Origin of the sequence: Pseudomonas sp. RIT778, assembly GCF_019718735.1 — a bacterium.
Lineage (GTDB): Bacteria > Pseudomonadota > Gammaproteobacteria > Pseudomonadales > Pseudomonadaceae > Aquipseudomonas > Aquipseudomonas aphyarum.
Genome location: NZ_JAIHBA010000032.1, coordinates 56715 through 73054 on the forward strand (window position 1 = coordinate 56715; position 16340 = coordinate 73054).

Here is a 16340-nt window from a genome sequence, read left to right on the forward strand (position 1 = left end):
ATGGCGACTCACTGGATCTGGCAGCAACCTGATTGGCCCGACTTCAACTGGCAGGCGGAACGTCTGACACCGTTGTTGCGCCAGTGTGTTCAGGCACAAGGTCAATTGATGGGCATGGCGGGATCCGTGAGCCATTCACTGAGTGCGCAGACAGAGCTGGACGCTTTGCTGCAAAACATCGTGACCTCCTCGGCCATCGAGGGTGAGCAGTTGAATGTCGGATCCGTGCGATCTTCGCTGGCACGGCGCCTGGGGCTGGAATCCCCTGATGACGACAAAGTCAGTCAACGCAGCGAGGGGCTGGCGCAGCTCATGCTTGATGCGACCCGGCGCTTCGCCGAACCGCTGACGCTGGAGCGATTGCTGGAATGGCATTCGTGGCTGTTTCCGGAACAGGAGAGCGGATTCTTTTCACGCGCGATCAATGTCGGCGCTTTACGCGGCGATGAGCCGATGCAGGTGGTTTCCGGGCGAATCGACCGCCCGACCGTGCACTTCGAGGCGCCACCGCGACAAGGGCTTGAGCGACAACTCGACAGTTTTCTCAAGTGGTTCGACGCCAGTCAGCATCAGGCAGGCCTCGATCCTTTACTGCGAGCAGGTATCGCGCATTTCTGGTTCGTCACCTTGCATCCGTTCGACGACGGCAACGGGCGCCTGACTCGCACCCTCACCGATCTGGCATTGGCTCAAGGCGAAGCGCAGGCGATTCGTTTTTATGCGATGTCGGCCAGCATTCTCGATGACCGCGCGGGCTACTACCGGATTCTAGAATCCAGTCAGAAAGCCACGCTGGACATCACTGACTGGCTCACATGGTTCCTGCAAACCCTGCTGCGCAGCCTGCAACAGGCGATTGCGCGGATTGAAGGCGTACTGGGCAAGTCACGCTTCTGGCAAACGCACCGGGAATCCGAGCTGTCAGTGGAGCAGATCAAAGTGCTCAACCGCTTGCTCGACGGTGGTGAGCGTGGTTTCGAGCACGGTATCAGTGCGGCGCAGTATCAGGCCGTGGCAAAAGTCTCCAAGGCGACGGCGACCCGACATCTGGCGGAGCTGCTGGAAAAAGGTTGTCTCGAACGCCTGCCCGGCGGTGGGCGCAGCACGCGCTATCAGATCAGTTTTCCAGGCAAATCCGTAGAGTGATCCAAGCCCCGCTCATTTGCCCATACCCCCCCTATCTGCTAGTGTCGCGCCGGTTTAACGTCAACCGGAATTAGCCGCCATGGCCCGCAAAAAAGCTGCACTGGATTTCGAACAGTCCCTCGCCGACCTGCAAACGCTGGTGGAGCGTCTGGAGAACGGTGAATTGTCGCTGGAAGACTCGCTGACCGCTTTCGAGCAGGGCATCGGCCTGACCCGTGACTGCCAGGCGGCGCTGGCCCAGGCCGAGCAGAAGGTCCAGGTGTTGCTGGAGCGCGATGGCGAACTCGCCGAGGACCCCTTCGACGCGGATCAGCCAGAATGATTGCAGCGTATTCGGCCACCAGCCAGGCGCGGGTCAACGCGGCACTGGAAACCCTGTTCAACGCCCCGCTGCCAGAACTGGCGCGCCTCTATGAAGCCATGCGCTACAGCGTGATGAACGGCGGCAAACGCGTGCGTCCGCTGCTGGCCTACGCGGCGTGCGAAGCCCTTGGCGGCAAGGCCGAACAGGCCAACGGCGCGGCGTGTGCGGTTGAGCTGATCCACGCGTATTCGCTGGTGCACGACGATTTGCCGGCGATGGACGACGACGATCTGCGTCGCGGCCAGCCGACCACTCACAAGAAATTCGATGAAGCTTGCGCGATTCTGGCCGGCGACGGCTTGCAGAGCCTGGCGTTCAGCGCCCTGCTCGACCCGCGCCTGAGCGACCTGAGTGCGGACATCCGCCTGCAACAGGTCACGGCGCTGGCGCACGCGGCGGGCCCGGCCGGCATGGTCGGCGGTCAGGCCATCGACCTCGGTTCGGTCGGCCTCAAGCTTGATCAGAAAGCGCTGGAACAGATGCACCGGCACAAGACCGGCGCGCTGATCGAAGTCAGCGTCAAGCTCGGCGCCCTGGCCAGCGGCCGTGCGGAGAAGGATGAACTCAAGTCCCTGCAGACTTATGCACAGGCCATCGGCCTGGCATTCCAGGTCCAAGACGACATTCTCGACGTCGAAAGCGATACCGAAACCCTCGGCAAACGCCAGGGCGCCGACATTGCCCGCGACAAGCCAACCTACCCGGCGCTGCTCGGTCTGGACGCGGCCAAGGCTTACGCGCTGGAACTGCGCGATCAGGCCCTGCACGCGCTGCGACCGTTTGACGCGGCTGCCGAGCCGTTGCGCGATCTGGCCCGGTATATCGTCGATCGGCGTAACTGAAGGCTAATCAGCCAAAAAAGACCAACGCGTGGGCAGGGGGCGATGCATCAGGTAAACTGCCGCATCTTTTATACCTATAACGATTCGCCTGATGCCCACGACGTTTCATGAGATTCCCCGCAAGCGCCCGACCACGCCCCTGCTCGACCGCGCGAACACGCCGGACGGCCTGCGCCGGTTAGGCGAAGCCGAGCTGGAAACCCTGGCTGATGAGTTGCGCCTGGAATTGCTCTACACGGTCGGCCAGACCGGTGGGCATTTCGGTGCCGGCCTGGGCGTCATCGAGCTGACCATCGCGTTGCATTACGTCTTCGACACCCCGGACGACCGGCTGGTGTGGGACGTCGGTCATCAGGCCTACCCGCACAAGATCCTCACCGGTCGTCGCGAGCGCATGGAATCCTTGCGCCAGAAGGACGGCATCGCGGCTTTCCCGCGCCGTTCCGAGAGCGAGTACGACACCTTCGGCGTCGGCCACTCCAGCACCTCGATCAGTGCCGCGCTGGGCATGGCTATCGCCGCCCGCCTGCAGAACAGTGATCGCAAGGCGATTGCGGTGATCGGCGACGGCGCTCTGACCGCCGGCATGGCGTTCGAGGCGCTGAACCACGCGCCGGAAGTCGACGCCAACATGCTGGTGATCCTCAACGACAACGACATGTCGATCTCGCGCAACGTCGGCGGGCTGTCGAACTATCTGGCGAAGATCCTTTCCAGCCGCACTTACGCGAGCATGCGTGAAGGCAGCAAGAAAGTGCTGTCGCGCCTGCCTGGCGCCTGGGAAATCGCTCGTCGCACCGAAGAATACGCAAAAGGCATGCTGGTTCCAGGCACCCTGTTCGAAGAACTGGGCTGGAACTACATCGGCCCGATCGACGGCCATGATCTGCCGACCCTGATTGCCACCTTGCGCAACATGCGCGATCTGAAAGGCCCGCAGTTCCTGCACATCGTCACCAAGAAGGGCAAAGGCTTCGCCCCGGCGGAAGTCGACCCGATCGGTTACCACGCCATCACCAAGCTTGAACCGCTGGACGCCCCGGCCGCTGCGCCGAAAAAGGCCGGCGGGCCGAAGTATTCCGGCGTGTTCGGTGAATGGCTGTGCGACATGGCCGCTGCCGACCCGCGTCTGGTGGGCATCACCCCGGCGATGAAGGAAGGCTCGGATCTGGTGGCGTTCAGCGAACGTTTCCCGCTGCGCTACTTCGACGTGGCGATTGCCGAGCAACACGCCGTGACCCTCGCTGCCGGCATGGCCTGCGAAGGCGCAAAACCGGTGGTGGCGATCTACTCGACGTTCCTGCAACGCGGTTACGACCAGTTGGTGCATGACGTCGCGGTGCAGAACCTCGATGTGCTGTTCGCCATCGACCGTGCCGGTCTGGTGGGCGAAGACGGCCCGACCCACGCCGGCAGCTTCGACCTGTCGTTCCTGCGCTGCATCCCGGGCATGGTCATCATGACCCCGAGCGATGAGAACGAATTGCGCAAAATGCTCACCACCGGCCACCTGTACAACGGCCCGGCGGCGGTGCGTTACCCGCGCGGCACCGGCCCGAACGCGACCATCGAGAAAGACCTCGAACCGATCGAGATCGGCAAGGGTGTGGTCCGTCGTCAGGGCAGCAAGGCCGCCCTGCTGGTGTTCGGCGTGCAAATGGCCGAAGCCCTGAAAGTCGCCGAGACGCTGGACGCGACCGTGGTCGACATGCGTTTCGTCAAACCGATGGACGAAGCGCTGGTACGCGAGATCGCCAGCAGCCACGACCTGCTGGTGACCATCGAAGAGAACGCGATCATGGGCGGCGCCGGTGGCGCAGTCAGCGAATTCCTCGCCCGCGAGAACATCCTCAAGTCGGTGCTGCACCTGGGCTTGCCGGACGTTTACGTCGAGCACGCCAAACCGGCGCAGATGCTGGCCGAGTGCAGGCTGGATGAAGTCGGGATCGAAGCGGCGGTGCGGGAGCGCCTGGAACTGCTTAACAAGTAAAACGCAATGCCCATGTGGGAGCGAGCCTGCTCGCGATAGCGCACTGTCAGTCACTTAAATGCCGACTGAAACACCGCAATCGCGAGCAGGCTCGCTCCCACATTTGATTTGTGTACACCTGAAAGACCTACGGAATACCGATGAACCTCTCGCGCCTCGCCCTGCCCCTCCTGCTGCTGCCATCCGCCAACACCTTCGCCGACACCTTCGAACGCGATCAGGCCCTGAAGCTGCCGGACGTGCTGATCAGCGCCAACCGCCAGGTCGAAGCGCGCAACGACAGCAGCGCCGCCAACACCGTGTTCACCCGCGAAGACATCGAGCGTCTGCAACCGCGCAGCGTCACCGATCTGCTGCAACGGGTACCAGGCGTACAAGTCGCACAAACCGGCGGACGCGGCAGCCTGCCGGGAATCTACATTCGCGGCACGCAATCGGCACAGAGCCTGGTGCTGGTCGACGGTCAGCGCATCGGCAACTCCACCTCCGGCGACAGCAACCTGCAACACCTGAACATCGAGCAGATCGAACGGATTGAAGTGCTGCGCGGTTCGCGTTCGGTGATTTATGGCAGCGATGCAATTGGCGGGGTGATTCAGATCTTCACCCGGCGCGGCGACGAACAAGGCTTGCAGCCCCGGATGCATGGGGGTTTCGGCAGCAATCAGACCTGGGAGCGCAGTGTCGGCCTGTCCGGCGGCGATGAGAAAACCCGTTTCAACCTCGGCGCCAGCCTCGATGAAACCGCTGGGATCGACCGCACCCACGAGTCGTATCCCAGCGACAGCGACCACGATGCCTACCGCAATAAATCCATCAGCCTGAGCCTCAGCCATGCGCTGAGCGATGACATCGAAGTCGGCGCCAACCTGCTGGATAACCGTGGCAAAAGCGAGTTCGACAACCCGTTCGGGCGCTTCGACCCGGTGACCTTCGACTCCATTCAGCAGCAGCCCTACAGCGATTTCACCGTCAGCAGTTTCAGCAGCTACATCGATGCGCGGATCAACGAGCGCTGGAAGTCGCGCCTGGAACTCGGCCACAGCGAAAACCGCGAGAGGTCCTTCGACAAGCTCAGCGACGAACGCTCGGTGTTCAACACCTATCGCGACTCGGTGACTTGGCAGAACGACCTGACCCTCGATGCGCGCAACAGCCTGATCCTTGGTGGCGACTGGTACGAAGACCGCATCAACAGCAGCACCGCGTTCGACGAAGACAGTCGCTGGAACCGCGCAGCCTTCATCCAGCATCGCTTCCAGGCCGACAGTTTCTCCACCGAACTGGGTCTGCGTCGCGATGACAACCAGCAGTTCGGCGGCCAGAACAGCTGGAGCGGCACGCTGACATTGCCGGTCAACCCGGACAACGATCTGCTGCTCAGCTACAGCGAAGGCTTCCGCGCGCCGACCTTCAACGATCTGTATTACCCGGACTTCAGCAACCCCGACCTGAAACCGGAAACCTCGAAAAGCTACGAGCTGCAATGGCGCAGCCAGTTGAGCGACAGCACTCGCCTCGAAGCCTCGCTGTACCGGACCGATCTGGAAGACGCGATCATCTTCGGCAGCAACTCACGCCCGGAAAACGTCGCCTCGGCGCGAATCAACGGCTTCGAAGCAGCGCTGAAACAGGAGCTGTTCGGCTGGCAGAGCAACCTCGGCGTGGCGATCATCGATCCTCGCGACCGCGACACCGGCCACACTTTGGCGCGGCGTGCCCGGCGCACCTTGAGTTGGGATCTGGATCGACAGTTCGATCGCCTTGGCCTCGGCGCCAGCTGGCAGGCCGTCAGCAGCAGTTACGACGATCTGAACAATCAACAACCATTGGGTGGTTATGCGCTGCTCGGACTGCGCAGCAGCTGGGCGCTGAACCGTGAAATCAAACTGGATTTCAAGGTCGATAACCTGCTGGACAAGGGTTACAGCCGGGCGCTGTACAGCCATGACGGCAGTCAGTATGGCTATCGCGAGGAAGGTCGGGCGTTCATGTTCGGCGTGACCTGGACGCCGCAGCTCTAACGATCTGGCGCAATCAGCTGGCAGAGCTTGGCGGTCGCCTCGATCATCTGCCCGCTGGGGCGCTCCAGGCCTTTATCGGTGACCAGCAGCAATTGCCCGTGTTTGACCGCTGCCACCTGCGGCCACGCGCGCCACGCATCCAGTTGCGGCTGATCGCTGGCCAGAATTACCTCGGGATCACGCTGTAAAACCGCTTCGATGCTCACCTGCGGCGCCGGCAGGCTCAGGTCGGCAAACACATTGCGCGCGCCGCACACTTCAAGCGCATCGCTGATGATCTGCCCGCCGCCGACGGTGTACAGCGGCTTGTCCCAGACCTGATAAAACACCCGCAGCGGCGCTTCACGGCGGTAGCGCTGGCGCAGCTCATAGAGGTTTTGTCGCAACTCACTAGCTCGTTCGATCCCACGCTCAGGACGACCGAGCTGTGTCGCGATGGCCTCAATCTGCGCAGTCAGCTGTTCGAGACTGTGGGGCTCGGCAACGAACGTCGGGATGTTCAAACGCTTGAGCTGATCGCGCTGGGCCGGGCCGACGCTGCCGGGCCACAACAGCAACAAGTCAGGTTTGAGGCTCAGCAACCGTTCCATGTCGAGCTGGCCGTAACGGCCCACCGAAGGCACGTCCTTGATTGCAGACGGGCGCTCACCGGCATCCAGCACGCCGACCAGCAGATCCGCCGAATCCAGTTCAACCACGATTTCAGACAGGGATGGCGCGAGGCTGACCACCCGCAGGGCGGCCAGCGTTTCACCGCTGACGGCCAGCAGCAGAACCGCCAGCCAGAGACGCCGCATCAAGCGAGTTGACGCGGGATACGGTAGAGGTAGAACAGCACCGCCGTGGACAGCGCCAGCAACATCAGCGGCACCGCTTCAAGGCCGACGAACACCGCCAGCGCGCCAATCCATGCCGGCAGCGCCGCGACCACGAATGCACTGCGAAGGCAGGCCGCCAGGGCGATCCAGGCAGCGGGTTCTTCAGGGGTATCGAGGGCTTTTTGCGTGGCGATCAGCGCATGTTTGTAGCGCCCGAAAAACTTCAGGCTGACAAACATCGAGGCCACGCCAGCGATAAAGAAAGGCATCGCCAGCACCGGCAGAATCGCCTCGCCCTGGCCGAACACAGCGTTGATCACGAACAGCGGCACCAGCGCCAGCGCCAGGTATTTCCACCAGGCGATCGACAGACGGCGCCGCACTTGCCCGCGGGTCACGCCCGGTCTACCTCGCCCTGATGCTCGTTGCCCATCATGTGGTCGAGCTTGCTGGCCTTGGTCGCCAGATAGAGTTTGTTGTGCGGGTTGTGGCCGGTGTGCAACGGCACGCGCTCGGCGACGACGATACCCATGTCGGTCAAGGCTTTGACCTTGCGCGGGTTGTTGGTCATCAGACGCAGGGATTTGACGCCCAGATGCTCCAGCATCGGCAGGCACATGGCGTAGTCACGCTGGTCGGCGGCAAAGCCCAGACGCTCGTTGGCTTCCACGGTGTCGGCGCCGCCGTCCTGCAATTCGTAGGCACGGATCTTGTTCAAAAGACCGATGCCGCGTCCTTCCTGACGCAGGTACAGCAACACGCCACGACCTTCGCGAGCGATGGCTTTGAGGGCGCCCTCAAGTTGCGAACCGCAGTCGCAACGCTGGCTGAACAAGGCATCGCCGGTCAGGCATTCGGAGTGCAGACGGCCGAGTACCGGGGCACCATCGGCAATCTCACCCAGGCTCAGCACGACGTGCTCGCGGCCGGTGGCTTCATCGAGAAAACCGTGCATGGTGAATTGCGCAAAAGGCGTTGGCAGCTTGGAAGCGGCGACAAAAACGACAGGCACCGGTGTGCTCCTGATCTGAAAAGTCTGAAGATTCGCTGGGCGGCATTGTAACAGCAGGTTCCCGCAGGCGCTTAGGCTGAATTATCGGCCATAACGATCAAAAAGTTTGATAACAGGCTCGCCCTTATCGCGTTCATTCGAAGGGATATGGTTGTTTCCAGCGCTCGAAGATCGGCTTCAACTCGCCGCTTTTCACCAACTGCTCCATGCGCTGGTCGTAGATCGACATCAGTGCGCGGGCTTGCGGGGTGTCGGCGAAACCGAGGTACAGCGGCAATTCCGCCAGATGCGAATAACGGTACTGCGACGGGTCGGCGGCGTTTCTCACCACCGCTTCGATTTCCGTCAGCGCATCGATGTAGTAATCCGCCCGCCCCTGCTTGAGCATCGACAGGATGCCGGTGCGGCGCTCGATCTGATTGAAGCGTTTGACGTTCGGCAGGTAGGTTTCGTAGCGATAGCCGCGCACCCAGGCCAGTCGGTATTTGCCCAGCGTCGCCTGGGTCGGCGAAGGATTGCTGGCCAGGCCGAGCGCGTAGATGTGGTCGGAATCGAAATTCCATTTCGGGTACAGCACCTGCTCGGCTTCACCGCGATAGGAACCGACCAGTGCGTCTGCTTCCTTCAACTGCACCAGCCCGACCGAGCGGGTGTAGGGCACGGTGCGAATATCCAGGGTCACGCCGGCCGGCTCGAAGACTTTGCGCAACACGTCCCAGCCCAGGCCATGGCCATCGGCGGCGGTGTAGTCTTCCCAGTCTTCGCTGGCCAGGTGAATGACCGACGGCGGTGCGTCCTGTGCCTGGGCCACGGCGCCAAGCAAGGTCAAAGCCACTATCGCCAACCAGCGTCGAGTCATCCCTGTGTCCCTCATCCACGCCTGGAAATCAGGCGAAAATCCACACCAGTCCCTGCATTGCCAGCCAGGCGAACACGCCGGCCAGCACGTCGTCGAGCATGATGCCGACGCCGCCGTGAACATGCCGGTCGATCCAGCGGATCGGCCACGGCTTGAGAATGTCGAAGAAGCGGAATACCAGGAACCCGGCGAGCAACCAGTACCAGCCTTCCGGCACCAGCCACAGGGTGATCCACATCCCGACCATTTCGTCCCAGACGATGCCTTCGTGGTCGTGCACCCGCAGATCGTCGGCCACTTTGCCGCACAGCCAGAAGCCGAACAGCATGGTGATTCCGAGCATCAGCCAGTACCCCCAGTCGGGCAGCATCTGCCACAACGGGATAAAGGGTAGCGCAACTAACGAGCCCCAGGTGCCCGGCGCCTTGGGCAAGGTGCCCGAGCCGAAGCCGAACGCGAGGAAATGCCAGGGATTGCGCCAGACCGACGGCGGAACGAATTCGGCCGGAACCTGTTTCGGGTGATCTGTCACGGTGACTCCTGAAAATGTTGATAACCCCGGATTTGCGGGGTGATGTCGTGCCCGTCGCGATCCAGCAGCACCACGCCCTGGCCCTGCGTCACGCGGCCGATCACATGGATCGGCCAGCCGTCGGCGAGCAGCGCCGGCAACTCGACGGACGGCAGAGTGAAGGCCAGCACGTAATCATCGCCACCGCTCAACGCCGCACGTTCGGCACCGCGCTGACCGAGAAACGCCACCAGCGCATCCGACAGCGGAACACGCTCGCGCTCGACTTCGAGGCGAACCTTCGAACCCAGTGCGATGTGACCGCAATCGGCGAGCAGGCCATCGGAGATGTCCAGCGCCGAGGTGGCCTTGCCACGCAGGGCCTGACCGAGGGCGAGTTGCGGTTGCGGCGACCAGTAATGATCGAGCAGCGGCTGGGCGATATGGGGTTCGGCGTCACGCTGGCCCAGCACCAGCGGCAAAGCGCCGGCGGCATTGCCCAGTTCGCCGCCGACACACAGCAGATCGCCCGGTTGTGCGCCGCTGCGGGTCAACGCTTTGCCGGCCGGGACGCGGCCGAACACGGTGACGGTCAGGCTCAACGGCCCGCGCGTCGTATCGCCGCCGACCAGTGCCACGCCGCAGCCCTGCGCCATGCGGTTCAAACCGCGGGCATAGGCTTGCAGCCAATCGGCAGTCACCGTCGGCAGAGTCAGGGCAAGGGTAAAGGCGACGGGCGTGGCGCCCATGGCAGCGAGGTCGCTGACCGCCACGGCCAGCGAGCGCTGACCGAGCAGAAACGGATCGCAAGGATCGGCGAAATGCACGCCGGCCACCAGCGTATCGGTGGAAACCGCCAGCTGTTCCCCGGAAGGAACCGCCAGCAAGGCGCAGTCATCGCCGATCCCCAGTGCAACGCCTTCACCGCCCTGCGCACAAGGCGCGGCGGCGAAGAAATTGCGGATCAGCTCAAACTCGCCCATGGCCGAGAAAAAGTATTCAAGCGCGGATCAGCGCTTGAACGCCTTCACTTCAGCTTCACGCAGGCGCGGAGCCAGCTTGTCGAGCACGCCGTTGACGAACTTGTGGCCGTCGGTCGAACCGAACACTTTGGCCAGTTCGATACCTTCGTTGATCACAACGCGGTACGGCACGTCGACGCGCTTGAGCAGTTCCCAGGTCGACAGGCGCAGAACCGCCAGTTCAACCGGGTCCAGCTCTTCGATCGCCAGGTCCAGGCAAGGCGTGAGCGCGTTGTCGATTTCGGTCTTGAACTGCGGAACCCCGTGCAGGATTTCGCGGAAGTAAGCACCGTCGACATCGGTGAAATCGTTATCGACCCGGAACTGCGCTTCGATCTCGTTCAACGACTGCCGAGCCATGTGCCACTGATACAGGGCCTGGGTCGCGAGCTGACGGGCTTCGCGGCGCTTGGCGCTTTTCGATGGCTTGCCGGCATCCGCAGGTTTCGGATCGCGCGGGTTGAAACGATCGCTTTCGTCGCTAATCACTTGGCCTCCAACTGCGCCAGCAGGCTGACCATTTCCAGAGCGGACAGGGCAGCTTCAGCACCTTTGTTGCCGGCCTTGGTGCCGGAACGTTCGATGGCTTGCTCGATGGAATCAACGGTCAGGACGCCGAAAGCGACCGGTACGCCGAACTCCATGGACACCTGGGCCAGGCCCTTGGTGCACTCGCCAGCCACGTATTCGAAGTGCGGAGTACCGCCACGAATGACCGCGCCCAGGGCGATGATTGCTGCGAACTCGCCTTTCTGGGCGACTTTCTGCGCAACCAGCGGGATTTCGAAGGCGCCAGGTGCGCGGATGATGGTGATGTCGCTTTCGCTCACGCCGTGGCGAACCAGGGCATCAACTGCACCGCTGACCAGGCTTTCAACCACGAAGCTGTTGAAGCGGCCCACTACCAAAGCGTAGCGGCCTTTAGGGGCGATGAAGGTACCTTCGATGGTCTTCAGGGTCATTCGTCAGATCTCTTAAAGAGCCGGGACGCGTCTGTTTCGCGTCCCTCAGTGATTTATTTGCCGCGAATTCGGAGCCGGAAACAACCGGTCATTATTCGGAGGGCACGTATTCTACAACTTCCAGATCGAAACCGGATATCGCATTGAACTTCATCGGCGCAGACATCAAGCGCATTTTGCGCACGCCGAGGTCACGCAGGATCTGCGAACCGGCACCGACAATGCTGTAGGTGGTCGGTTTTTTCACCGCCGCCTGATCGCCGGTTTCGCGGATGTGCGCCAGCAACACGTCGCCATCCAGCGGGTGACCGAGCAACAGCACCACACCGCTGCCGGCCTCGGCGACCGCAGCCATGGCGGCGCGCAGGCTCCAGCGGCCCGGTTGCTTGACCATCAGCAGGTCGCGCAGCGGGTCCATGTTGTGCACGCGAACCAGAGTCGGTTCTTCGGCGCAAACGGTGCCCAGGGTCAGTGCCATGTGCACGTCGCCTTCCACGGAATCACGATAGGTCACCAGGTTGAATTGGCCCAGTTCGCTGTCCAGCGGCTGCTCGGCAATCCGCTGAACGGTACGTTCGTGGATCATCCGGTAGTGAATCAGGTCGGCGATGGTGCCGATCTTGATGTTGTGTTCAGCCGCGAAAGCTTCCAGCTCGGCGCGACGGGACATGGTGCCGTCATCGTTCATCACTTCGCAGATCACGCCACTCGGCTCGAAACCGGCCATGCGCGCCAGGTCGCAGGCAGCTTCGGTGTGACCGGCGCGGGCCAGGGTGCCACCGGCCTGGGCCATCAGCGGGAAAATGTGGCCCGGGCTGACGATGTCTTCGGCTTTCGCGTCCTTCGCAGCGGCCGCTTGCACGGTGCGTGCGCGGTCAGCGGCGGAGATGCCGGTGGTCACGCCTTCGGCGGCTTCGATCGAGACGGTGAACTTGGTGCCGAAACCGGAACCGTTGCGTGGCGCCATCAGCGGCAGCTTCAGGGTTTCGCAGCGCTCGCGGCTCATCGGCATGCAGATCAGGCCACGGGCGTGCTTGGCCATGAAGTTGATGTGCTCGGCCTTGCAGCATTCGGCGGCCATGATCAGGTCGCCTTCGTTCTCGCGGTCTTCGTCATCCATGAGGATGACCATCTTGCCTTGGCGGATGTCTTCAACCAGTTCTTCGATGCTATTGAGCGCCACAAGGCACCCCCTTCAGTCAGGATTTGAGGTAGCCGTTGGCGGCCAGAAAGCTTTCAGTGATGCCACCGCCAGGCTTTTGTGAAGAGTCAGGCTCAGCGGCCCTGTCGCCCAGAAGCAGACGCTCCAGATAACGCGCCAGCAGGTCGACTTCCAGGTTCACCCGGCGACCTGGCTTGTAGGACGCCATGATGGTTTCGCTCAGGGTGTGCGGAATGATCGTCAGCAGGAATTCGGCGCCATCGACCGCGTTCACGGTCAGGCTGGTGCCGTCGACGGTGATCGAGCCTTTATGGGCGATGTACTTGGCCAGCTCCTTCGGCGCGCGGATGCGAAATTCCACGGCGCGGGCATTGTCGCTGCGCGAAACCACTTCGCCGACACCGTCGACGTGACCGCTGACCAGATGGCCACCGAGACGGGTGGTCGGGGTCAGGGCTTTTTCCAGGTTGACCGGGCTGCCGCTTTTCAGGTCATTCATGGCGGTGCAGTCGAGGGTTTCGCGACTGACGTCGGCGGCGAAGCCGTTGCCCGGCAGTTCAACCGCGGTCAGGCACACGCCGTTGACTGCAATGCTGTCGCCGAGTTTGACGTCGCTCAGGTCGAGCTTGCCGGTTTCGACATGCACCCGCACATCACCGCCCTTTGGGGTCAGTGCGCGGATACTGCCGATGGATTCGATGATGCCGGTAAACATGGGGTTCTCCTTGAGAACGAAGCCAGCGCTAACGCGATGGCCGGGAATTATACGCTCGCCGATGGGACAGGGATTGCAGTGACTCGCCAGTCATCGCCAACCGCGCGAATTTCAGTGATTTTCAGCTCCGGCGCATCCTTCATATAGGCCAGCGGCCAGTCCAGAAGCGGACGCGCCGTGGAGCCGAGGAACTTGCCGGCAATGAAGATCACGAACTCGTCGACCAGACCGAGCTGGGCAAACGCGCCGGCCAGTCGCGGACCGGCCTCGACCAGCACTTCGTTGACGCCACGGTTGGCCAGTTCGATCAGCAACTGGTGCAGATCGACCTGACCGTCATCGCCCGGCACGATCAGGCATTCCGGACCGTGGGCGTACTGTTCTTCGATGGCCACGCAGGTGGCGACGAGCGCCGGGCCGGCCTTGAAGAACGGCGCATCCAGCGGCACTCGCAGACGTCCGTCGATCAGCACCCGCAGCGGCGGACGGCTCAGGGCCAGCGCGGTTTGTTCGGCATCCAGTCCCAGCTCATCGCCGCGAACGGTCAGGCGTGCGCCATCGGCCAGCACTGTATCGGCGCCGGTCAGCACGACGCTGGCCTGGGCGCGCAGACGCTGCACCGCCGAACGCGCGGCAGGGCCGGTGATCCATTGGCTCTCGCCGCTTTCCATCGCCGTGCGGCCGTCGAGGCTCATGGCCAACTTGACCCGCACGAACGGCAAGCCGTGTTCCATGCGCTTCAGAAAACCTTGATTGAGCTTGCGCGCCTCAGCTTCCAGCACGCCGCTTTCGGTGGCGATGCCGGCATCGCTCAAGCGCTGCAGACCGCGTCCGGCGACTTGTGGATTCGGATCACGCATCGCCGCGACCACCCGACCGACACCGGCATTCACCAGCGCATCGGCGCACGGCGGTGTGCGGCCGTGGTGGCTGCAAGGTTCGAGGGTCACGTAAGCCGTGGCGCCCCGGACCAGTTCACCGGCGGCGCGCAGGGCGTGGACTTCGGCGTGGGGTTCGCCGGCGCGTTCATGCCAGCCTTCGCCGACAATCTGCCCGTCGCGCACGATCACGCAGCCGACCCGTGGATTGGGGTGCGTCGTGTAATGCCCCTTGCGCGCCAGCTCCAGGGCCCGAGCCATGAAGTGGGCGTCGAGAATGGCCTGCTCGGCGGCGGTGGTCATTCTTTCACCGGTTCGCGGGCGAGGCGGTCGATCTCTTCGCGGAATTCGTTGAGGTCCTGGAAGCGGCGGTACACGGAAGCGAAACGGATGTAGGCGACTTCATCGAGCTTTTGCAGCTCGGCCATCACGAGTTCGCCGACCACGAGAGACTTGACCTCGCGCTCGCCGGTGGCGCGCAGCTTGTGTTTGATATGGACCAGCGAGGATTCGAGGCGCTCGACGCTCACCGGACGTTTCTCCAGGGCGCGTTGCATGCCGGCGCGGAGTTTTTCTTCGTCGAACGGTTGGCGGCTGCCGTCGGTTTTGATCAGGCGCGGCAACACCAGTTCGGCCGTCTCGAACGTCGTGAAACGCTCGCCGCAGGCCAGGCATTCACGCCGGCGGCGCACCTGTTCGCCCTCGGCGACCAGACGCGAGTCGATGACCTTGGTGTCGTTGGCACCGCAGAAGGGACAGTGCATGGTGGCTGGCAACAAAAAAAGGGAGGGCCATGGTAGCGCATCCCGGTGGCAAGACAAGCCATAGGCTTTGCGGTATACAGACTGCCATGATCGTTTGATCCATGGATTTCATTTTGCTGGAGCCGCCAATGTCCCTACGACCGCTCGTTTTGCTCAGTGTTTTCAGCCTGCTGGTGGCCTGTGGCAGCGATGCGCCCAAGCCTCAGCCGCCCACGCCGGGCCCGGCGCCGCAACAGGCGCAGAAAAAAGCCCGCGAAGCCGCCGACCTCGGCCCGCTGCCGGCCTATCAGCGCGAACTGAGCGGCACCCTGCAAGGCGTGCCGGCCGGTGCCGAAGTCGAACTGGCACTGCTGGTGATCGACGCAAAAGACCGCCCGCAACAATTGCTCGCCAGTTCCAGCCTGATCGGCAACAACCAGATTCTGCCGTTTCACCTGCGCTTCAACCCCGAATCCTTCCCGGTGGGCGCGCGGGTTGAACTGCGCGGCCGCGCCAGCCAGTCCGGCCAGTTGATCCTGCACCTGCCATCGCAGACCATCACTCAGCCGACCACCCAGGCGCTGGGCCAGCTGCAATTTGTCAAAGCCCCATGAATGCACCGTCAGACCTGCAACAGTCGCTGGGCGAATTGCTCGGCGACGCTCGACTGAAAGCCTGTGCGTTGCCGGACACCGATTTGCGGCTGTGGCTGATCGACGGCGACAACATGGCGCGCGAATTCAGCCAGGAAGAAACCCAACGAATCCTGCATGAACCGCCGTACTGGAGTTTCTGCTGGGCCAGCGGTCTGGCGGTGGCGCGCTATCTGGCGGAGTTTCCCGAGTGGGTTCGAGGCAAGCGGGTGCTGGATTTCGGCGCCGGTTCCGGGATCGCTGGCATCGCGGCGGTGAAAGCCGGAGCGCTGGAAGTGGTGGCCTGCGACCTCGACCCGCTGGCGATTGCCGCCTGTCGGGCGAATGCCGAACTCAATGATGTGCAGATGAGCTATTCCACGGACTTCTTCGCCGAAGCGGATCGCTTCGATCTGATCCTGGTGGCCGACGTTCTGTACGACCGGGAAAACCTGCCGCTGCTCGACGCCTTCCTGAGCCGTGGCCGCGAAGCGCTGGTGGCGGATTCGCGGGTCCGGGATTTCCGTCATCCGCTGTACCGGCGCATCGAAATGCTTGAAGCCATGACCCTGCCGGATCTGGCCGAGCCCGAAGAGTTTCGCCATGTCAGCCTCTACCATGCGGCCCGCGCCTGACCGTATAGTTGCCCCATTCACGCTT

General features: G+C 62.8%; 19 protein-coding genes. 7 read left to right on the forward strand and 12 right to left on the reverse strand.

Annotated features, from left to right (window positions below; all coding sequences use genetic code 11):
• The 5 genes from K5E37_RS21960 (at position 1) to K5E37_RS21980 (ending at position 6366) form a co-directional block, all read left to right on the forward strand.
• Positions 1-1146 (forward strand): Fic family protein, encoded by a 1146-nt coding sequence (locus K5E37_RS21960; protein WP_221535132.1) that lies wholly within the window; start codon positions 1-3, stop codon positions 1144-1146.
• A gap of 79 nt (positions 1147-1225) precedes the next feature.
• Entirely contained in the window at positions 1226-1468 is a 243-nt protein-coding gene (locus K5E37_RS21965; protein ID WP_221535133.1) for an exodeoxyribonuclease VII small subunit, read from the forward strand.
• On the forward strand, positions 1465-2352 hold the full coding sequence (ispA, locus tag K5E37_RS21970; protein WP_064599720.1) for a (2E,6E)-farnesyl diphosphate synthase: 888 nt from the start codon (positions 1465-1467) through the stop codon (positions 2350-2352). Before K5E37_RS21965 ends, ispA begins: the two co-directional genes overlap by 4 nt.
• 91 nt (positions 2353-2443) lie before the next feature.
• Positions 2444-4342 (forward strand): 1-deoxy-D-xylulose-5-phosphate synthase, encoded by a 1899-nt coding sequence (gene dxs, locus K5E37_RS21975; RefSeq protein ID WP_221535134.1) that lies wholly within the window; start codon positions 2444-2446, stop codon positions 4340-4342.
• Positions 4343-4482: 140 nt separating this feature from the next.
• A complete protein-coding gene (locus K5E37_RS21980) occupies positions 4483-6366 on the forward strand; it encodes a TonB-dependent receptor domain-containing protein (RefSeq protein ID WP_221535135.1) in 1884 nt (627 codons plus the stop codon).
• Here K5E37_RS21980 and K5E37_RS21985 read toward each other — a convergent pair.
• The 12 genes from K5E37_RS21985 to nrdR form a co-directional block, all read right to left on the reverse strand.
• On the reverse strand, positions 6363-7163 hold the full coding sequence (locus K5E37_RS21985; RefSeq protein WP_221535136.1) for a cobalamin-binding protein: 801 nt from the start codon (positions 7161-7163) through the stop codon (positions 6363-6365). The genes K5E37_RS21980 and K5E37_RS21985 overlap by 4 nt on opposite strands.
• On the reverse strand, positions 7163-7582 hold the full coding sequence (locus K5E37_RS21990) for a hypothetical protein (RefSeq protein ID WP_064382213.1): 420 nt from the start codon (positions 7580-7582) through the stop codon (positions 7163-7165). The genes K5E37_RS21985 and K5E37_RS21990 overlap by 1 nt, the downstream gene beginning before the upstream one ends.
• Positions 7579-8196, reverse strand: a complete 618-nt coding sequence (gene ribA / locus K5E37_RS21995) for a GTP cyclohydrolase II (protein ID WP_007955551.1) — start codon at positions 8194-8196, stop codon at positions 7579-7581. Before ribA ends, K5E37_RS21990 begins: the two co-directional genes overlap by 4 nt.
• Positions 8197-8329: 133 nt before the next feature.
• Positions 8330-9055 carry an ABC transporter substrate-binding protein gene (locus tag K5E37_RS22000; RefSeq protein ID WP_221535137.1) on the reverse strand — a complete coding sequence of 242 codons (726 nt, stop codon included), beginning with the start codon at positions 9053-9055 and terminating at the stop codon, positions 8330-8332.
• A 28-nt stretch (positions 9056-9083) separates the two neighbouring features.
• A complete protein-coding gene (locus K5E37_RS22005; RefSeq protein ID WP_007910933.1) occupies positions 9084-9587 on the reverse strand; it encodes a phosphatidylglycerophosphatase A in 504 nt (167 codons plus the stop codon).
• On the reverse strand, positions 9584-10549 hold the full coding sequence (gene thiL / locus K5E37_RS22010; RefSeq protein ID WP_221535138.1) for a thiamine-phosphate kinase: 966 nt from the start codon (positions 10547-10549) through the stop codon (positions 9584-9586). The genes K5E37_RS22005 and thiL overlap by 4 nt, the downstream gene beginning before the upstream one ends.
• 27 nt (positions 10550-10576) lie before the next feature.
• Positions 10577-11077 carry a transcription antitermination factor NusB gene (gene nusB, locus K5E37_RS22015; RefSeq protein ID WP_007955566.1) on the reverse strand — a complete coding sequence of 167 codons (501 nt, stop codon included), beginning with the start codon at positions 11075-11077 and terminating at the stop codon, positions 10577-10579.
• Positions 11074-11550: a 6,7-dimethyl-8-ribityllumazine synthase gene (ribE, locus tag K5E37_RS22020; protein WP_003228649.1), complete on the reverse strand. Its 477-nt coding sequence runs from the start codon at positions 11548-11550 to the stop codon at positions 11074-11076. The genes nusB and ribE overlap by 4 nt, the downstream gene beginning before the upstream one ends.
• A gap of 91 nt (positions 11551-11641) precedes the next feature.
• Positions 11642-12733 (reverse strand): bifunctional 3,4-dihydroxy-2-butanone-4-phosphate synthase/GTP cyclohydrolase II, encoded by a 1092-nt coding sequence (gene ribBA / locus K5E37_RS22025; protein ID WP_065259547.1) that lies wholly within the window; start codon positions 12731-12733, stop codon positions 11642-11644.
• Between the two features lie 16 nt (positions 12734-12749).
• Positions 12750-13427: a riboflavin synthase gene (locus tag K5E37_RS22030; protein ID WP_085609113.1), complete on the reverse strand. Its 678-nt coding sequence runs from the start codon at positions 13425-13427 to the stop codon at positions 12750-12752.
• A 47-nt stretch (positions 13428-13474) separates the two neighbouring features.
• Positions 13475-14608, reverse strand: a complete 1134-nt coding sequence (gene ribD / locus K5E37_RS22035; RefSeq protein ID WP_085609114.1) for a bifunctional diaminohydroxyphosphoribosylaminopyrimidine deaminase/5-amino-6-(5-phosphoribosylamino)uracil reductase RibD — start codon at positions 14606-14608, stop codon at positions 13475-13477.
• A complete protein-coding gene (gene nrdR / locus K5E37_RS22040) occupies positions 14605-15069 on the reverse strand; it encodes a transcriptional regulator NrdR (RefSeq protein WP_003228656.1) in 465 nt (154 codons plus the stop codon). Before nrdR ends, ribD begins: the two co-directional genes overlap by 4 nt.
• A 128-nt stretch (positions 15070-15197) precedes the next feature.
• On the opposite strand from nrdR, the gene K5E37_RS22045 reads away from it, so the two are divergent.
• Both K5E37_RS22045 and K5E37_RS22050 read left to right on the forward strand, forming a co-directional pair.
• Positions 15198-15662, forward strand: a complete 465-nt coding sequence (locus tag K5E37_RS22045) for a YbaY family lipoprotein (RefSeq protein WP_085609144.1) — start codon at positions 15198-15200, stop codon at positions 15660-15662.
• Positions 15659-16315, forward strand: coding sequence for a methyltransferase (locus K5E37_RS22050; RefSeq protein ID WP_085609115.1), 657 nt, complete (start codon positions 15659-15661; stop codon positions 16313-16315). The genes K5E37_RS22045 and K5E37_RS22050 overlap by 4 nt, the downstream gene beginning before the upstream one ends.
• Positions 16316-16340 lie beyond the last annotated feature (25 nt).